This window comes from Citrobacter sp. Cc139 (assembly GCF_030334645.1).
GTDB classification, from domain to species: Bacteria; Pseudomonadota; Gammaproteobacteria; order Enterobacterales; family Enterobacteriaceae; genus Citrobacter; species Citrobacter werkmanii.
Genome location: NZ_JAOWDM010000076.1, coordinates 119,419 through 136,452 on the forward strand (window position 1 = coordinate 119,419; position 17,034 = coordinate 136,452).

Below are 17,034 nucleotides of genomic sequence, written 5' to 3' on the forward strand. Positions count from 1 at the left end.
TTTTTTGTTGTTTTAGCATTCAGTGTTTTTTTTGCTCATAAATGCTTTTTTTGGACATTCGAAAGCGTGATTATTGTAATCCTGTGATCTGTATACGTTTTATCTTAGAATGTCGAATAATTACCCAGAGTAACTTTTAAGAATGGTAACAATATGAAATATAAGAGCTTAGCCATTTCCTCAATTTTGCTGATGTTGGCGCAAGTCGCCCATGCGGAGCAGATTGGATCTGTCGATACGGTGTTCAAAATGTTTGGGCCGGACCATAAAATTGTGGTCGAGGCGTTTGACGATCCGGATGTGACAAATGTGACCTGCTACGTGAGTCGTGCCAAGACCGGCGGCATCAAAGGTGGGTTGGGGCTGGCTGAAGATACCTCTGATGCCGCCATCTCCTGCCAGCAGGTAGGACCGGTGGAACTGAGCGACAGAATCAAGAACGGTAAAGCGCAAGGCGAAGTGGTGTTTAAAAAACGGACCTCGCTGGTGTTTAAGTCCTTACAGGTCGTACGTTTTTATGACGCAAAACGTAATGCGCTGGCCTATCTGGCCTATTCAGATAAAGTGGTTGATGGATCGCCCAAAAATGCCATCAGCGCTGTGCCCATTATGCCGTGGCGGCAATAACAAGGAAGCAAAATGCAACAGCCGTTGATCTGGTTGGTTGAGGATGAGCAGGGCATCGCGGATACGCTTATTTACATGCTGCAGCAGGAAGGCTTTCGCGTAGAAGCGTTTGAGCGCGGGCTGCCGGTGCTGGAAAATGCGCGCCAGAGATGCCCCGATGCGATAATTCTGGACGTCGGCCTGCCGGATATCAGTGGTTTTGAGCTGTGTCGACGCCTGCTGGAACGCCATCCGGCGCTGCCGATCCTCTTTCTCACCGCGCGCAGCGATGAAGTGGACCGCCTGCTGGGGCTGGAGATCGGCGCGGATGATTATGTTGCCAAACCCTTCTCGCCGCGTGAGGTGTGCGCCCGCGTACGTACACTGCTGCGGCGGGTGCAAAAATTCGCCTCTCCTTCCACAACGACGCGCTGCGGGGATTTTGAGCTTAATGAGCTGGCCGCGCAGATTACCTGGTTCGGTATACCGTTAACTCTGACGCGCTATGAATTCCTGTTGCTGAAAACACTGCTGATGTCGCCGGGGCGCATTTACTCTCGCCAGCAATTGATGGATTTAGTCTGGGCCGATGCGCAGGACACCTTCGACAGAACGGTCGATACCCACATCAAAACGCTGCGAGCCAAACTACGGGCGATCAACCCTGAGATCTCGCCCATTAATACGCATCGCGGTATGGGATACAGCCTGAGGAGCGTCTGATGCGCATTGGTATGCGTTTGCTGCTCGGCTATTTCCTGATTGTCGCCGTTGCCGCCTGGTTCGTGTTGTCGATCTTTGTGCAGGAAATTAAGCCTGGCGTCCGCCGGGCGACTGAAGGCACATTGATTGATACCGCCACGTTGCTGGCTGCGCTGGCGCGTGATGATTTACTCTCTGACGCGCCCGCCAACGGTAAGCTGGCGCAGGCATTTTCCCAACTGCATAACCGCCCATTCCGTGCCAATATCAGCGGCATTAACAAAGTGCGTAATGAATACCATGTCTATATGACGGACGCGCAGGGTAAGGTGCTGTTTGATTCCGCTAACAAAGCGGTCGGCCAGGACTACTCCCGTTGGAATGACGTGTGGTTAACGTTGCGTGGGCAGTATGGCGCCCGCAGTACGTTGCAGAATCCGAACGATCCGGAAAGTTCGGTAATGTACGTTGCCGCGCCGATCGTTGACGGCGGACGTATTATCGGGGTGCTTAGCGTTGGCAAACCCAATGCGGCGATGGCGCCGGTGATTAAACGCAGTGAACGGCGGATGCTGTGGGCCAGCGCGGTATTGCTGGGGATCGCCTTAGTGATTGGCGCGGGGATGGTATGGTGGATCAACCGTTCTATTGCCAGACTGGCGCGCTATGCCGATTCCGTTACTGAGAATCGCCCCGTCCCACTACCTGATTTAGGCAGCAGCGAGCTACGTAAACTGGCGCAGGCGCTGGAAAGTATGCGTCTGAAGCTGGAGGGCAAGAATTATATTGAGCAGTACGTTTATGCGTTAACGCATGAACTCAAAAGTCCTCTGGCGGCCATTCGCGGCGCGGCGGAAATTTTGCGCGAAGGCCCGCCGCCGAACGTGGTGGCGCGTTTTACCGATAATATTCTGGTACAAAATGCGCGCATGCAGGCGCTGGTTGAAACCTTGTTACGCCAGGCGCGCCTGGAGAATCGCCAGGACATTACGTTGACGCCGGTGGCGGTAGATGCGTTGTTTGCCCAGCTCAAAGAGGCCCGGAGCGTGCAACTGGCGGCAAAAAACATCACGCTGACCATTATGCCTTCATCGCTTAGCGTCGATGCCGATCCCGCGCTGCTGGAGCAGGCATTGGGGAATTTGCTCGACAACGCCATCGACTTTACGCCACAGGACGGGACGATTGTGTTGAGCGCGCATCAGCATGAGGATCAGGTCACGTTGCAGGTTACCGACAGCGGCAGCGGGATCCCTGACTTTGCGTTGCCGCGTATTTTTGAACGCTTCTACTCGCTGCCCCGTGAAAATGGGCTTAAGAGCAGCGGATTGGGACTGGCGTTTGTCAGTGAGGTTGCGCGACTGCATGCAGGCTCGGTGACCCTACGCAATCGACCGGAAGGTGGGGCACAGGCTTCGTTTACGCTTCACCGTCACTTCACATAACTTCAAATTCCCCGCACATAGCTGTTCTACCTTGCTGGTATTGCAAAGGAGAACGCTATGTTGAAATCACCCCTGTTCTGGAAAATCGTCACTTTGGGTGGCGCCATGCTGTTGCTGTTAATTCCCCTGACAATGGTCAGGCAGATAATCGTTGAGCGATCGGACTATCGCCATGATGTTGAAGATGCAATCCGCCAGAGCACCAGCGGACCGCAAAAGATGGTTGGCCCGTTGATTGCCATTCCGGTGACGGAACTTTATACCGAGCTGGAGGAGGGTAAAGAGGTCCAGCGTAAACGCAGCTATATTCATTTCTGGCTACCGGAATCGTTGGTCGTTGAGGGAAGCCAAAACGTTGAAGCGCGTAAAATTGGTATTTATGAAGGCCAGGTCTGGCATAACGATTTGGCGGTGAAAGCCGAGTTTAACGCTGAACGTTTGAGTGATTTAAACCATCCTAATGTCAGTATCGGCAAACCGTTCATAGTGGTGGGCGTGGGGGATGCGCGTGGGATCGGCGTGGTGAAAGCCCCCCTGGTCAACGGCACGTCGCTGGCCGTGGAGCCAGGAACAGGTCTGGCGGGTCGTGCTCAGGGGATCCATATTCCGCTACCCAACGCGAGCTGGACGGCGCAAAATCTCAGCATGGCGCTGTCGCTTAATTTGAGCGGAACCGGCGACTTCTCCGTCGTTCCGGTTGGCCGTAACAGTGAAATGACCTTAACCAGCAATTGGCCGCATCCCAACTTTCTTGGGGGTTTTCTTCCGGCTAAGCGCGAAATCAGTGAATCTGGATTCAATGCCCAGTGGCAAAGCAGCTGGTTTGCTAATAACCTCGGCGAACGCTTTGATGGTGAAAAGATTGGCTGGGAGGGAATGCCTGCATTTAGCGTCGCTGTCGCCACCCCTGCGGATCAGTATCAATTGACGGACAGGGCGACAAAATATGCCATTTTGCTGATTGTGCTGACCTTTATGTCTTTCTTTGTGCTTGAAAGCATGACCAGCCTTCGACTGCACCCGATGCAGTACCTGCTGGTGGGGTTATCGCTGGTGATGTTTTATCTGTTGCTGCTGGCGTTGTCAGAACACATTGGTTTTACCGCCGCGTGGATTACGGCAAGCCTTGTGGGCGCATTGATGAACGGTGTATATCTGCAGGCGATATTACAGGGTTGGCGCAAGAGTATTTTGTTCACCGTAGCGCTGCTGGGGCTGGATGGCGTGATGTGGGTGTTGCTCCGTTCGCAGGACAGTTCTTTACTGCTTGGCACCAGCGTGCTGTTATTCGCGCTGTGTGGCGTGATGTTCCTGACGCGTCATCTTGACTGGCACTCGCTGGCGCAGCCAAAACCAATGTCGAAAGCGCTTCCTGAGCCGCAACCCGATGAGAGTGATGAATTACGTATATGGAAATAGCGGAGCGGTGAAATGAAAAACGGCGCATAAAGCGCCGTTTTTGTACGTGTGAGGATCGAATTAATCCTGCAGGTCGCCGCAGAAACGGTAGCCTTCACCGTGGATGGTAGCGATGATTTCTGGCGTATCCGGCGTTGATTCGAAATGTTTACGAATGCGGCGGATAGTCACGTCAACGGTACGGTCATGTGGCTTCAGTTCGCGACCGGTCATTTTTTTCAGCAGTTCTGCGCGAGACTGGATTTTGCCAGGATTCTCACAGAAGTGAAGCATGGCGCGGAATTCGCTGCGTGGCAGTTTATACTGCTCGCCATCAGGACCAATCAGAGAGCGGCTGTTGATGTCCAGCTCCCAGCCATTGAACTTGTAGCTCTCGACGCTACGGCGTTCTTCGCTGACGGTACCCAGATTCATGGTACGCGACAGCAGGTTACGAGCACGGATAGTCAGTTCGCGCGGGTTAAACGGTTTGGTGATGTAATCGTCGGCGCCGATTTCGAGGCCGAGAATTTTATCGACTTCGTTATCACGGCCCGTCAGGAACATCAGCGCAACGTTAGCTTGTTCGCGGAGTTCGCGCGCTAACAGGAGACCATTTTTCCCAGGCAGATTGATATCCATAATCACAAGGTTGATGTCATATTCAGAGAGAATCTGATGCATTTCCGCGCCATCTGTCGCTTCGAATACATCATAGCCTTCTGCTTCGAAAATGCTTTTCAACGTGTTGCGTGTTACTAACTCGTCTTCAACGATAAGAATGTGCGGGGTCTGCATGTTTGCTACCTAAATTGCCAACTAAATCGAAACAGGAAGTACAAAAGTCCCTGACCTGCCTGATGCATGCCGTAAATTAACATGATCGGCGTAACATGACTAAAGTACGTAATTGCGTTCTTGATGCACTTTCCATCAACGTCAACAACATCATTAGCTTGGTCGTGGGTAGTTTCCCTCTGGACCCGACAGTGTCAAAAACGGCTGTCATCCTAACCATTTTAACAGCAACATAACAGGCTAAGACGTACCGGACACCCAATAAAACTACGCTTCGTTGACATATATCAAGTTCAATTGTAGCACGTTAACAGTTTGATGAAATCAACGCATCCAAATGTTTGCTTTCATCACAAAATTGCAATATTACAACTAGTTGCACGAGCTAATTAATAAATGTAATGAATCCAACCAATGCTATCCATTTTAAATTAAATTATCATGGATAAACAGCAGGATATGCAACTTTTGTTAACATAAAAAGCAATAGTACAGGTTGGAAATAGTTTAGCATTTTTTATTGGATGCGAAATCCTTTTTCAGTGATTTCTGTTAAAAATATGTAAATTCGCGCTGCGTAATATGTTGATGTGCGTCACATTATTACCTGCCGACTGGCCAAAAGAGTATCGAAATGCGTTTAACAATTATTCTGGTTGCCCCTGCCAGAGCGGAAAATATTGGTGCGGCTGCCCGCGCGATGAAGACCATGGGATTCACTCAATTGCGGATCGTGGACAGCGAGGCCCACCTGGAGCCTGCAACGCGATGGGTCGCACATGGATCGGGCGACATTATTGATAATATTAGCGTTTTTCCAACGCTAGCCGAAGCGTTGCACGACGTTGATTTTACCGTGGCGACCACGGCGCGCAGTCGGGCGAAGTTTCATTATTACGCCACGCCGGTCGAACTCGTTCCTCTGTTGCAGGAAAAATCCGCGTGGATGGATCACGCCGCGCTGGTGTTTGGGCGCGAAGATTCCGGGCTGACCAACGAAGAATTAGCACTGGCGGATGTCCTTACCGGGGTACCAATGGTGGCTGACTACCCTTCACTCAATCTGGGACAGGCGGTGATGGTGTATTGCTATCAATTAGCAGCTTTAATACAACAACCGGCCAAAAATAATGAGGTAGCGGATGAACTTCAGTTGCAGGCATTGCGTGCGCGCGTTTTACGTTTATTAGCCACGCTGAACGTTTCTGACGACATCAAACTCACCGACTGGCTGCAACAGCGAATGGGCTTATTAGGGCAGCGAGACACGGCAATGCTGCACCGTTTTTTACATGATATAGAAAAAAACATAACAAAATAAAATGCTGGTTAATGTTTTATCATTGGCGTTTTGTTTTGGTTTCAAGTGGGTCGGACATGCTGTATTGGTTGAAAGTAAAAGGGCAAGCAGTGGCTCATGAACAAGTTTCGGAATGTGATCAATTTAAAAATTTATTGACTTAGGTCAGCAGATACTTTAACCCTAAAAGAATACAAGACAGACAGATAATAATTACAGAGCACACAACATCATGAAACGCATCAGCATCACCATTACCACAACCATCACCATTACCACAGGTAACGGTGCGGGCTGACGCGTACAGGAAACACAAGAAAAAGCCCGCACCTAAACAGTGCGGGCTTTTTTTTCGACCAAAGGCAATGAGGTAAACCATGCGAGTGTTGAAGTTCGGCGGTACATCAGTGGCAAATGCAGAGCGATTTCTGCGGGTTGCCGACATTCTGGAAAGCAATGCCAGACAGGGGCAGGTCGCGACCGTTCTCTCTGCCCCTGCCAAAATTACCAACCATCTGGTGGCGATGATTGAAAAGACCATCGGTGGTCAGGATGCTTTAGCCAACATCAGCGATGCCGAACGCATTTTCTCAGAGCTTTTAGCTGGTCTTGCCGCCGCGCAGGCGGGTTTCCCGCTGGCTCCGCTCAAAGCCTTGGTTGAACAAGAATTTGCTCAGATTAAGCACGTCCTGCACGGTATCAGCCTGTTGGGGCAATGCCCGGACAGCATCAATGCCGCGCTTATCTGCCGTGGCGAAAAAATGTCGATCGCCATCATGGCTGGCCTGTTGGAAGCGCGCGGGCACAACGTGACGGTCATCGACCCGGTTGAGAAACTGCTGGCGGTTGGCCATTACCTCGAATCTACTGTTGATATCGCCGAGTCTACGCGCCGCATTGCCGCCAGCCGTATTCCAGCGGACCATATGATTCTGATGGCCGGGTTTACCGCCGGGAATGAAAAAGGTGAGTTAGTGGTGCTGGGGCGTAATGGCTCTGACTACTCCGCCGCCGTACTGGCCGCCTGTTTGCGTGCGGACTGTTGCGAGATCTGGACCGATGTCGACGGCGTATATACCTGCGATCCGCGTCAGGTACCCGACGCCCGACTGCTGAAGTCGATGTCTTATCAGGAAGCGATGGAGCTTTCTTACTTCGGCGCTAAAGTACTACATCCGCGCACCATTACCCCTATTGCCCAGTTCCAGATCCCGTGCCTGATTAAAAATACCGGCAATCCGCAAGCGCCCGGTACGCTGATCGGTGCCAGCAGTGATGACGACGACTTGCCGGTAAAAGGCATTTCTAACCTCAATAACATGGCGATGTTTAGCGTCTCCGGCCCTGGAATGAAAGGTATGGTGGGCATGGCGGCGCGCGTTTTCGCCGCGATGTCGCGTGCAGGCATCTCGGTGGTGCTGATCACGCAATCCTCTTCTGAATACAGCATCAGCTTCTGTGTCCCGCAGGGCGACTGCGCGCGTGCGCAGCGCGCGATGCAGGATGAATTCTATCTCGAGCTGAAAGAAGGTCTGCTGGAGCCGCTGGCGGTGACTGAGCGTCTGGCTATCATCTCGGTGGTTGGCGACGGTATGCGCACGTTGCGCGGCATCTCGGCGAAATTCTTTGCCGCGCTGGCTCGTGCGAACATCAATATCGTGGCCATCGCCCAAGGGTCTTCTGAGCGTTCTATTTCGGTGGTAGTGAACAACGACGACGCCACCACCGGCGTACGCGTGACCCATCAGATGCTGTTCAACACCGACCAGGTGATTGAAGTGTTTGTGATTGGCGTCGGTGGGGTGGGCGGTGCGCTGCTGGAGCAGCTTAAACGTCAGCAAACTTGGCTGAAAAACAAGCATATCGATTTGCGCGTGTGCGGCGTGGCGAACTCGAAGGCCCTGCTGACCAACGTCCACGGTCTGAATCTGGAAAACTGGCAGTCTGAGCTGGAGTGTGCGAAAGAGCCTTTCAACCTTGGGCGTTTAATTCGTCTGGTGAAAGAATATCATCTGCTCAATCCGGTGATTGTCGACTGTACCTCAAGCCAGGCGGTGGCGGATCAGTATGCCGACTTCCTGCGCGAAGGCTTCCATGTGGTCACCCCGAACAAAAAGGCCAATACGTCGTCGATGGATTACTACCATCAACTGCGTTTTGCTGCGGCGAAGTCGCGACGTAAATTCCTGTACGACACCAACGTGGGCGCGGGCTTGCCGGTTATTGAAAACCTGCAAAACCTGCTCAGCGCAGGTGATGAACTGCAACGATTCTCCGGCATTCTTTCCGGTTCGCTGTCGTTTATTTTTGGCAAGCTGGATGAAGGCATGAGCTTCTCGCAGGCGACCACCATGGCGCGTGAGCTGGGCTATACCGAGCCCGATCCGCGTGATGATCTTTCCGGTACAGATGTGGCGCGTAAGCTGCTGATCCTGGCACGTGAAACCGGCCGTGAGCTGGAGCTGTCTGACATTGTCATTGAACCGGTCCTGCCAACAGAATTTGATGATTCCGGTGATGTTCCCGCGTTTATGGCGAAGTTGTCGCAACTGGATGACGCCTTTGCCGCGCGCGTGGCGAAAGCTCGTGATGAGGGGAAAGTATTGCGCTATGTTGGCAATATTGAAGAGGACGGCGTCTGTCGCGTGAAAATTGATGCAGTAGACGGCAACGATCCGCTGTTCAAAGTGAAAAACGGTGAAAACGCGCTGGCGTTCTATAGCCATTACTATCAGCCGTTACCGTTGGTGCTGCGCGGATACGGCGCAGGTAATGACGTAACGGCGGCGGGCGTATTTGCCGACCTGCTACGTACCCTTTCATGGAAGTTAGGAGTCTGACATGGTAAGAGTTTATGCCCCGGCTTCCAGCGCCAATATGAGCGTCGGATTTGATGTGCTCGGGGCGGCGGTAACCCCCGTAGACGGTTCGCTATTGGGCGATGTGGTCTCTGTTGAGCCAGCCGACCAGTTCAGTCTGAATAATCTTGGGCGCTTTGCTGACAAACTGCCTTCTGAGCCGCGAGAAAATATCGTCTATCAGTGCTGGGAGCGATTCTGTCAGGAACTGGGTAAAACCGTTCCGGTGGCAATGACGCTGGAAAAAAATATGCCGATTGGCTCCGGGTTAGGTTCCAGCGCCTGTTCCGTTGTGGCGGCGTTAGTCGCCATGAACGAGCACTGTGGGAAACCGCTCAACGACACGCGCCTGTTGGCGATCATGGGAGAGCTGGAAGGACGTATCTCCGGCAGTATTCATTACGATAATGTTGCCCCGTGCTTTTTGGGCGGTATGCAGTTAATGATCGAAGAAAACGGCATTATCAGCCAGCAGGTGCCAGGCTTTGATGAGTGGCTGTGGGTACTGGCGTATCCGGGGATTAAAGTGTCGACGGCGGAAGCGCGGGCCATTTTACCTGCGCAGTATCGCCGTCAGGACTGCATCGCCCACGGGCGGCATCTGGCAGGGTTTATCCATGCCTGCTATTCCCGTCAGCCTCTTCTGGCCGCGAAGCTGATGAAAGATGTCATCGCTGAGCCGTATCGTACCCGCTTGCTGCCAGGCTTCAGTCAGGCGCGTCAGGCGGTAGCGGAAATCGGCGCGTTGGCCAGCGGGATCTCCGGGTCAGGGCCGACGCTGTTCGCCTTGTGCGATAAGCCGGATACGGCGCAGCGTGTTGCAGACTGGCTGGCTAAACATTATCTGCAAAATCAGGAAGGCTTTGTTCATATTTGCCGGTTGGACACGGCAGGCGCACGGGTACTGGGATAATCAATGAAACTCTATAATCTGAAAGATCATAACGAACAGGTCAGCTTTGCGCAGGCCGTCACGCAAGGGCTTGGCAAGAATCAGGGGTTGTTTTTTCCGCACGATCTGCCGGAATTCAATCTGACAGAAGTGGATGAGATGCTGAACCAGGACTTCGTTAGCCGCAGCGCTAAGATCCTTTCCGCATTTATTGGCGACGAGATCTCGCAGGAGATCCTGGAAGAGCGCGTACGCGCGGCGTTTGCGTTCCCCGCGCCGGTTGCTCAGGTTGCAGCGGACATTGGCTGTCTGGAGCTGTTCCACGGTCCTACACTGGCATTTAAAGACTTTGGCGGGCGCTTTATGGCGCAGATGCTGACGCACATCAGCGGCGACAAACCGGTAACGATTCTGACGGCGACCTCCGGCGATACCGGTGCTGCCGTGGCGCATGCGTTTTATGGTCTGCCGAACGTTCGCGTGGTGATCCTCTACCCGAACGGCAAGATCAGCCCATTACAGGAAAAACTGTTCTGTACGCTGGGCGGTAACATTGAAACCGTCGCTATTGATGGAGATTTTGATGCTTGCCAGGCGTTGGTGAAACAGGCGTTTGATGACGAAGAACTGAAGGTGGCGCTGGGGCTGAACTCGGCTAACTCAATCAATATCAGCCGTCTGCTGGCGCAAATCTGTTACTACTTTGAAGCTGTGGCTCAACTGCCGCAAGAAGCGCGCAACCAACTGGTTATTTCCGTTCCCAGCGGCAACTTTGGCGATCTGACCGCCGGACTGCTGGCGAAATCGCTGGGCTTGCCGGTGAAGCGCTTTATTGCGGCGACCAACGTCAACGATACGGTTCCACGCTTCCTTGCAGAAGGCGAGTGGGCGCCGAAGGCGACGCAGGCGACGTTATCCAACGCGATGGATGTCAGCCAGCCGAACAACTGGCCGCGTGTGGAAGAACTGTTCCGCCGTAAAATCTGGCGTCTGAATGAGCTGGGGTATGCCGCCGTTGACGATGCTACCACTCAGGATACGATGCGCGAGCTGCATGAAATGGGGTACACCTCAGAACCGCATGCGGCGGTGGCTTACCGTGCGCTGCGTGACCAGTTGAATCCTGGCGAGTATGGCTTGTTCCTCGGCACCGCGCATCCGGCGAAGTTTAAGGAAAGCGTTGAAGAGATTCTTGAGCTTACGCTGGCTCTGCCAAAAGAGCTGGCGGAGCGCGCTGATTTGCCGCTGCTCTCTCATCACCTGCCTGCTGATTTTGCTGCGCTGCGTAAGCTGATGATGACCCGCGGTTAACGGTAGTGCCCGCTGGCGTTGTGCTTAGCGGGCCTGCAAAACCTGTAGGCCGGATAAGGCGTTAGCCGCCATCCGGCATGTACACTACTGCTCGTGGCGTTTAAACACCAGTTCGCCATTCCCTGACGCTTCTTCATCAAAGAAATAGCCTTCACTGTTAAATGCCGTCAGTTGCTCTGGCTGAGTTAGGCGGTTTTCAATGATGTAGCGGCTCATCAGGCCACGCGCTTTTTTGGCATAAAAGCTGATGACTTTGAACTTACCGTTCTTCTCATCGAGGAAGACCGGTTTGATAAGTTCGGCGTTCAGCTTTTTCGGCTTCACGGATTTAAAATATTCATCTGATGCGAGGTTAATCACCACGCTGTCGCCTTGCGCTTCCAGCGCTTCGTTAAGTTTGTCGGTGATGGTATCGCCCCAGAACTGGTAAAGATCTTTCCCCTTTGGATTAGCCAGACGAATGCCCATCTCCAGACGGTAAGGCTGCATCAAATCCAGCGGACGCAACACGCCGTACAGCCCGGACAACATGCGTAAATGCTGCTGAGCGAAGTCAAAATCCGCTTCGCTGAAGGTTTCAGCCTGCAGCCCGGTATAAACGTCGCCTTTAAACGCCAGAATAGCCTGACGCGCATTCTCCGGTGTGAAATCGGGTTGCCAGTCATGGAAACGGGTGGCGTTCAGATCCGCCAGCTTGTCGCTAATTCCCATCAGCTTGCCAATCTGCGGCGCGGAGAGTTGTCGCGCCACGTGAATAAGCTGCTGCGAGTGATCCAGCAGTTCGGGCAGCGTGTGGCGTGTGGTTGCCAGCGGACTTTGGTAGTCGAGCGTTTTTGCAGGTGAAATCAGAATCAGCATATCCAGTCCTTGCAGGAAATTTACTGCGACTTTAGCAAAAAAATGGACAGAATTGATCGATGGTTGCGATTGCCGCGTTAATCACGCGGCGTTTTATCCCAGCTTTCGGGCGCAAGCTGCTGCCTGATATCAGGATAACGGCGCGGATCAAATTCCGGGCGCACCCCGAGTTTACGCTGGCGCAGATAGTCGCTGGCGAGGGTATGGACAACCGGTGAGAGCAGTAAAATCGCCGTCAGGTTAGTGATGGCCATACAGGCCATGATGATGTCAGCAAGTTGCCAGAGCAGCGGGAAGCTGAGTAATGTGCCGCCGACAACGGTGCTCACGGTCGCGATACGTAATAGCCAAATTACCCGGATATTGTCCAGCTTCAGGAAAATAAGGTTGTTTTCCGCGTAGATGTAGTTGGCGACGATAGAGCTAAAGGCAAACAGGATCACAATAAAGGCGACGAATCCGGCACCCCATTCACCCGTCAGCGAGACCATCGCTCTCTGCAGCAACTGGATGCCTTCAATGGGGATAGAACTGGTGCCATTACCCGCCAGCAGAACGATCATCGCACTGGCCGTACAAAGAATCAGCGTATCGCCTAAAACACCGATCATTTGCACAATGCCTTGTGCCGCAGGATGCGGAGGCCATGACGCAGCCGAGGCGGCGGCGTTCGGGGTTGAGCCCATTCCGGCCTCATTCGAGAACATACCGCGTTGAAAGCCGCTGGCAATGGCCTGGCTTAGCGTATACCCGGCGACGCCGGCGGCGGCTTCCTGCCAGCCAAAGGCACTTTTAACGATGGTTATGATAATGTCGGGAAGCTGAGCGAAATGCCAAAGGCAGATGACGAGGCTACAACCGACCCACAACAGAGCCATCACCGGAACAAACCATTGCATCAGACGGGCAACGCCTTTAATACCGCCGACGATGACCAGTAATGATGTGATAGCCAGGGCGATACCGGAGAAGAGGGGAGGGATATCGAAAGCAAAAGCAAGTGCGCGCGAGACCGAGTTTGCCTGCACGCTGTTAAAAATCAGTCCATATGCGATGAGTAAAAAGATGGCAAAAAGCACGCCCATCCAGCGCATACCCAGTCCACGCGCCATATACCACGCAGGACCGCCGCGAAACTGTCCCTTGCTGTCGCGTTCTTTATACAGTTGCGCAAGTGAGCATTCGGCAAACGAGGTTGCCATCCCAATGACTGCCGAGACCCACATCCAGAAAACGGCTCCCGCGCCGCCTGCGGCGATTGCCAACGCCACGCCCGCCAGATTTCCGCTGCCGATCCGCGCGGCAAGACTGGTGCATAAAGCCTGAAAGGAAGTTAAACCGCCCGGTTGCGGGCTGATGCTGTTTTTAAGACTTCTGCCAAACTGGCGAATGTAGCGAAACTGGATGAACCCCGTACGCCAGGTGAACCAACATCCTGCGCCAAGCAGGAGGTAGATCATTACCGAGCCCCAGAGTATTTCATTAATAAATGCGAAAAAATCAGGCATTAACATCCCTCTTGTTGATGCCGGTAAGCGCGAATAATCCCATGTAAGCGCTACCAATTATCGACCAGTATATACCTTCTAAGTAGATTGATTACGGGAGTTTATCATAACAACAGGTCTATCCCTTAATTGCGCATCTCAGGCTTTGAGCTGCGTAATCAGGGCTGAGCGGCAGGTCGGACAATACAGGCGGTTGCGCTGAGAGTGCGTCGTGCTATCATCAGGGAAGATCGGTTACATCCCCCTAACAAGCTGTTTAAAGAGAATCACTATCATGACGGACAAATTGACCTCCCTTCGTCAGTTCACCACAGTAGTGGCCGACACCGGAGACATCGCGGCAATGAAGCTGTATCAGCCTCAGGATGCCACAACTAACCCTTCTCTCATTCTTAACGCAGCGCAGATCCCGGAATATCGCAAGCTGATTGATGACGCTGTAGCCTGGGCTAAGCAGCAGAGCAACGACCGCGCGCAGCAGGTCGTCGACGCGACCGACAAACTGGCGGTAAACATTGGTCTGGAGATCCTGAAACTGGTCCCGGGTCGCATTTCCACAGAAGTTGACGCTCGCCTGTCCTACGACACCGACGCATCCATCGCGAAAGCAAAACGTCTGATTAAACTGTACAACGATGCTGGCATCAGCAACGATCGCATTCTGATCAAACTGGCTTCAACCTGGCAGGGCATTCGTGCCGCTGAGCAGCTGGAAAAAGAAGGCATCAACTGTAACCTGACTCTGCTGTTCTCTTTCGCGCAGGCGCGCGCTTGTGCAGAAGCTGGCGTATACCTGATTTCTCCGTTCGTTGGTCGTATTCTTGACTGGTACAAAGCCAACACCGACAAGAAAGAGTATGCACCGGCAGAAGATCCGGGCGTGGTTTCCGTAACGGAAATCTACGAGTACTACAAACAGCACGGTTACGAAACCGTAGTTATGGGCGCGAGCTTCCGTAACATCGGTGAAATCATCGAGCTGGCGGGCTGCGATCGTCTGACGATTGCACCGGCGCTGCTGAAAGAGCTGGCGGAAAGCGAAGGCGCTATCGAACGTAAACTGTCCTTCTCTGGCGAAGTGAAAGCGCGTCCTGCACGTATCACTGAAGCTGAGTTCCTGTGGCAGCACAACCAGGATCCAATGGCTGTAGACAAACTGGCGGACGGTATCCGTAAGTTTGCTGTAGACCAGGGCAAACTGGAAAAAATGATCGGCGATCTGCTGTAATCATTTCGGCGTGGCCCTGACAGGGGTCACGCTACCTCTTCTGAAACCTGTCTGTCCTTCCTTTCGCAGTGTATCATTCTGTTTAACGAGACTGTTTAAACGGAATAATCATGAATACTTTACGCATTGGCCTGGTGTCCATTTCTGATCGTGCTTCCAGCGGCGTTTACCAGGATAAAGGTATCCCGGCCCTTGAAGAGTGGCTGGCATCAGCCCTAACAACCCCTTTTGAGCTGCAAACACGGCTGATCCCGGATGAACAGGCGATCATCGAACAAACCTTATGCGAGCTGGTTGATGAAATGAGCTGTCATCTGGTACTGACGACCGGCGGAACGGGGCCGGCACGTCGCGACGTAACGCCAGACGCTACGCTGGCCGTAGCCGACCGCCAGATGCCTGGTTTTGGTGAGCAAATGCGCCAGATAAGTCTGCACTTTGTGCCAACCGCAATCCTTTCCCGTCAGGTTGGCGTGATTCGCAAACAGGCGCTGATCCTGAATCTGCCTGGGCAGCCGAAATCGATCAAAGAAACGCTGGAAGGCGTGAAAGATGCCGATGGTAAGGTCATCGTGCCAGGCATTTTTGCAAGTGTACCGTATTGTATACAGTTGTTAGATGGACCTTATGTCGAGACTGCACCGGCAGTAGTAGCATCTTTTCGCCCTAAAAGCGCGATCCGCGATACAAACGCCTGAAAGTAGCCTGGTTGTGATATAAGTAACAATGAAGGTGGAGTATTGAATTGTTTACGATATAGTAATTTTTGATTTACATATATCGACAGACATATTCAATTACTCCACTGACTCATGGTTTGCTATGTCACAACACACTCGACCCCTGAATCGCCAGGATTATAAAACCCTTACGCTTGCTGCCCTCGGCGGGGCGCTTGAGTTTTATGATTTCATTATCTTCGTCTTCTTTGCCGCGGTTGTTGGCGAACTTTTCTTCCCGGCCGATATCCCTGAATGGCTACGACAGGTTCAAACCTTCGGCATTTTTGCCGCCGGATACCTGGCGCGTCCATTGGGCGGCATCATTATGGCGCATTTTGGCGATCTGGTCGGACGCAAGAAAATGTTTACCCTGAGCATTTTGTTGATGGCGATACCGACGCTGGCGATTGGCTTGTTGCCTACCTATGCCTCAATGGGGATCCTCGCGCCGTTACTGTTATTACTGATGCGCATTTTGCAGGGCGCAGCCATTGGGGGCGAAGTGCCGGGGGCGTGGGTGTTCGTGGCGGAACACGTACCGGCGCGTCGCATCGGTATCGCCTGCGGCACGCTGACTGCCGGGCTTACTGTGGGGATTCTGTTGGGGTCGGTTGTTGCAACGCTGGTGAACACCAGCCTGACGCAGCAAGCGGTGCATGACTACGGCTGGCGTATTCCTTTCCTGCTGGGCGGCGTGTTTGGCCTGGTGGCGATGTATCTGCGCCGCTGGCTGCAGGAAACGCCCATCTTCCTCGAAATGCAGCAGCGTAAAGCGTTGGCGCAAGAGCTACCGGTAAAGTCGGTGGTGAGCAAACATAAAAAAGCGGTGGTCATTTCCATGCTGCTGACCTGGCTGTTATCGGCCGGGATCGTGGTGGTGATCCTGATGTCGCCAGTCTGGCTGCAGAAACAGTATGGCTTTGCGCCAGCATTGACATTACAAGCCAACAGTGTCGCGACCATTATGCTATGCGTCGGTTGTCTGCTGGCCGGGTTTATTGTCGACCGGGTTGGCGCCAGCAAAACCTTTATTGTCGGTAGCCTGTTGCTGGCCTGTTCGAGCTGGTTTTTCTATCATCTGACCGGTAGTCATCCTCAGCATTTGTTCTTGTTGTATGGGCTGGTGGGCTTGTGCGTTGGCGTGGTGGGGGCTGTGCCTTATGTCATGGTACGAGCGTTTCCAGCGGAAGTCCGCTTTACCGGTATCTCGTTTTCTTACAACGTTTCGTACGCCATTTTTGGTGGTCTGACGCCAATCGCTGTGACGATGTTAATGAGCGTGTCGCCAATGGCTCCAGCCTGGTATGTACTGGCGTTATCGCTGGTGGGGTTAGGGCTGGGGATTTGGCTGCGACAGGATATTTATCATCGCGATACCAGCGTGCAGGGAGAGTTACAGCGCTTGTAA

16 protein-coding genes and 1 other annotated feature are annotated in these 17,034 nt (G+C 53.0%); of the genes, 13 read left to right on the forward strand and 3 right to left on the reverse strand.

The features are described 5' to 3' along the window. The first annotated feature begins 153 nt into the window (after positions 1 to 153). The 4 genes from creA to creD are packed head-to-tail and all read left to right on the forward strand — an operon-like array spanning position 154 to position 4,172. The gene (gene creA / locus OGV69_RS10205) at positions 154 to 627 is read left to right on the forward strand and encodes a protein CreA (protein WP_038637033.1); all 474 of its coding nucleotides are present in this window, start codon (positions 154 to 156) and stop codon (positions 625 to 627) included. A 12-nt stretch (positions 628 to 639) separates the two neighbouring features. Beyond that, positions 640 to 1,329 (forward strand): two-component system response regulator CreB, encoded by a 690-nt coding sequence (gene creB / locus OGV69_RS10210; protein ID WP_038637035.1) that lies wholly within the window; start codon positions 640 to 642, stop codon positions 1,327 to 1,329. Further along, entirely contained in the window at positions 1,329 to 2,753 is a 1,425-nt protein-coding gene (creC, locus tag OGV69_RS10215) for a two-component system sensor histidine kinase CreC (protein WP_069324096.1), read from the forward strand. Before creB ends, creC begins: the two co-directional genes overlap by 1 nt. A 57-nt stretch (positions 2,754 to 2,810) precedes the next feature. Next, positions 2,811 to 4,172 carry a cell envelope integrity protein CreD gene (gene creD, locus OGV69_RS10220; protein WP_069324095.1) on the forward strand — a complete coding sequence of 454 codons (1,362 nt, stop codon included), beginning with the start codon at positions 2,811 to 2,813 and terminating at the stop codon, positions 4,170 to 4,172. 60 nt (positions 4,173 to 4,232) lie between these two features. Here creD and arcA read toward each other — a convergent pair whose 3' ends face one another. Next, positions 4,233 to 4,949, reverse strand: a complete 717-nt coding sequence (gene arcA / locus OGV69_RS10225; RefSeq protein WP_001194359.1) for a two-component system response regulator ArcA — start codon at positions 4,947 to 4,949, stop codon at positions 4,233 to 4,235. Between the two features lie 95 nt (positions 4,950 to 5,044). On the opposite strand from arcA, the gene yjjY reads away from it, so the two are divergent. The 6 genes from yjjY (at position 5,045) to thrC (ending at position 11,310) form a co-directional block, all read left to right on the forward strand. Further along, entirely contained in the window at positions 5,045 to 5,185 is a 141-nt protein-coding gene (yjjY, locus tag OGV69_RS10230) for a YjjY family protein (protein WP_042998021.1), read from the forward strand. A 398-nt stretch (positions 5,186 to 5,583) separates the two neighbouring features. Further along, complete coding sequence (locus OGV69_RS10235; RefSeq protein ID WP_069324094.1) at positions 5,584 to 6,270, forward strand: tRNA/rRNA methyltransferase; 687 nt, start codon at positions 5,584 to 5,586, stop codon at positions 6,268 to 6,270. Between the two features lie 206 nt (positions 6,271 to 6,476). Further along, positions 6,477 to 6,603, forward strand: a sequence feature (Thr leader region). Next, on the forward strand, positions 6,482 to 6,547 hold the full coding sequence (gene thrL / locus OGV69_RS10240; RefSeq protein WP_032337689.1) for a thr operon leader peptide: 66 nt from the start codon (positions 6,482 to 6,484) through the stop codon (positions 6,545 to 6,547). It overlaps the preceding feature by 66 nt. 23 nt (positions 6,604 to 6,626) lie before the next feature. Next, positions 6,627 to 9,089 carry a bifunctional aspartate kinase/homoserine dehydrogenase I gene (thrA, locus tag OGV69_RS10245; RefSeq protein WP_069324093.1) on the forward strand — a complete coding sequence of 821 codons (2,463 nt, stop codon included), beginning with the start codon at positions 6,627 to 6,629 and terminating at the stop codon, positions 9,087 to 9,089. Position 9,090: 1 nt separating this feature from the next. Further along, the gene (thrB, locus tag OGV69_RS10250; RefSeq protein ID WP_038637046.1) at positions 9,091 to 10,020 is read left to right on the forward strand and encodes a homoserine kinase; all 930 of its coding nucleotides are present in this window, start codon (positions 9,091 to 9,093) and stop codon (positions 10,018 to 10,020) included. A gap of 3 nt (positions 10,021 to 10,023) precedes the next feature. Beyond that, the gene (gene thrC, locus OGV69_RS10255; RefSeq protein WP_069324092.1) at positions 10,024 to 11,310 is read left to right on the forward strand and encodes a threonine synthase; all 1,287 of its coding nucleotides are present in this window, start codon (positions 10,024 to 10,026) and stop codon (positions 11,308 to 11,310) included. An 84-nt stretch (positions 11,311 to 11,394) separates the two neighbouring features. Here the strand turns inward: thrC and yaaA are convergent, their stop codons facing one another. Continuing rightward, positions 11,395 to 12,168 carry a peroxide stress protein YaaA gene (gene yaaA / locus OGV69_RS10260; RefSeq protein ID WP_042312480.1) on the reverse strand — a complete coding sequence of 258 codons (774 nt, stop codon included), beginning with the start codon at positions 12,166 to 12,168 and terminating at the stop codon, positions 11,395 to 11,397. Positions 12,169 to 12,245: 77 nt separating this feature from the next. Continuing rightward, entirely contained in the window at positions 12,246 to 13,676 is a 1,431-nt protein-coding gene (locus OGV69_RS10265) for an alanine/glycine:cation symporter family protein (RefSeq protein ID WP_069324091.1), read from the reverse strand. Between the two features lie 274 nt (positions 13,677 to 13,950). On the opposite strand from OGV69_RS10265, the gene tal reads away from it, so the two are divergent. The 3 genes from tal to OGV69_RS10280 all read left to right on the forward strand — a co-directional run bounded on the left by tal (position 13,951) and on the right by OGV69_RS10280 (position 17,034). Then, complete coding sequence (tal, locus tag OGV69_RS10270; protein WP_005124064.1) at positions 13,951 to 14,904, forward strand: transaldolase; 954 nt, start codon at positions 13,951 to 13,953, stop codon at positions 14,902 to 14,904. Between the two features lie 110 nt (positions 14,905 to 15,014). Beyond that, a complete protein-coding gene (gene mog, locus OGV69_RS10275; protein WP_003018973.1) occupies positions 15,015 to 15,602 on the forward strand; it encodes a molybdopterin adenylyltransferase in 588 nt (195 codons plus the stop codon). Between the two features lie 124 nt (positions 15,603 to 15,726). Then, a complete protein-coding gene (locus OGV69_RS10280) occupies positions 15,727 to 17,034 on the forward strand; it encodes an MFS transporter (protein ID WP_069324090.1) in 1,308 nt (435 codons plus the stop codon).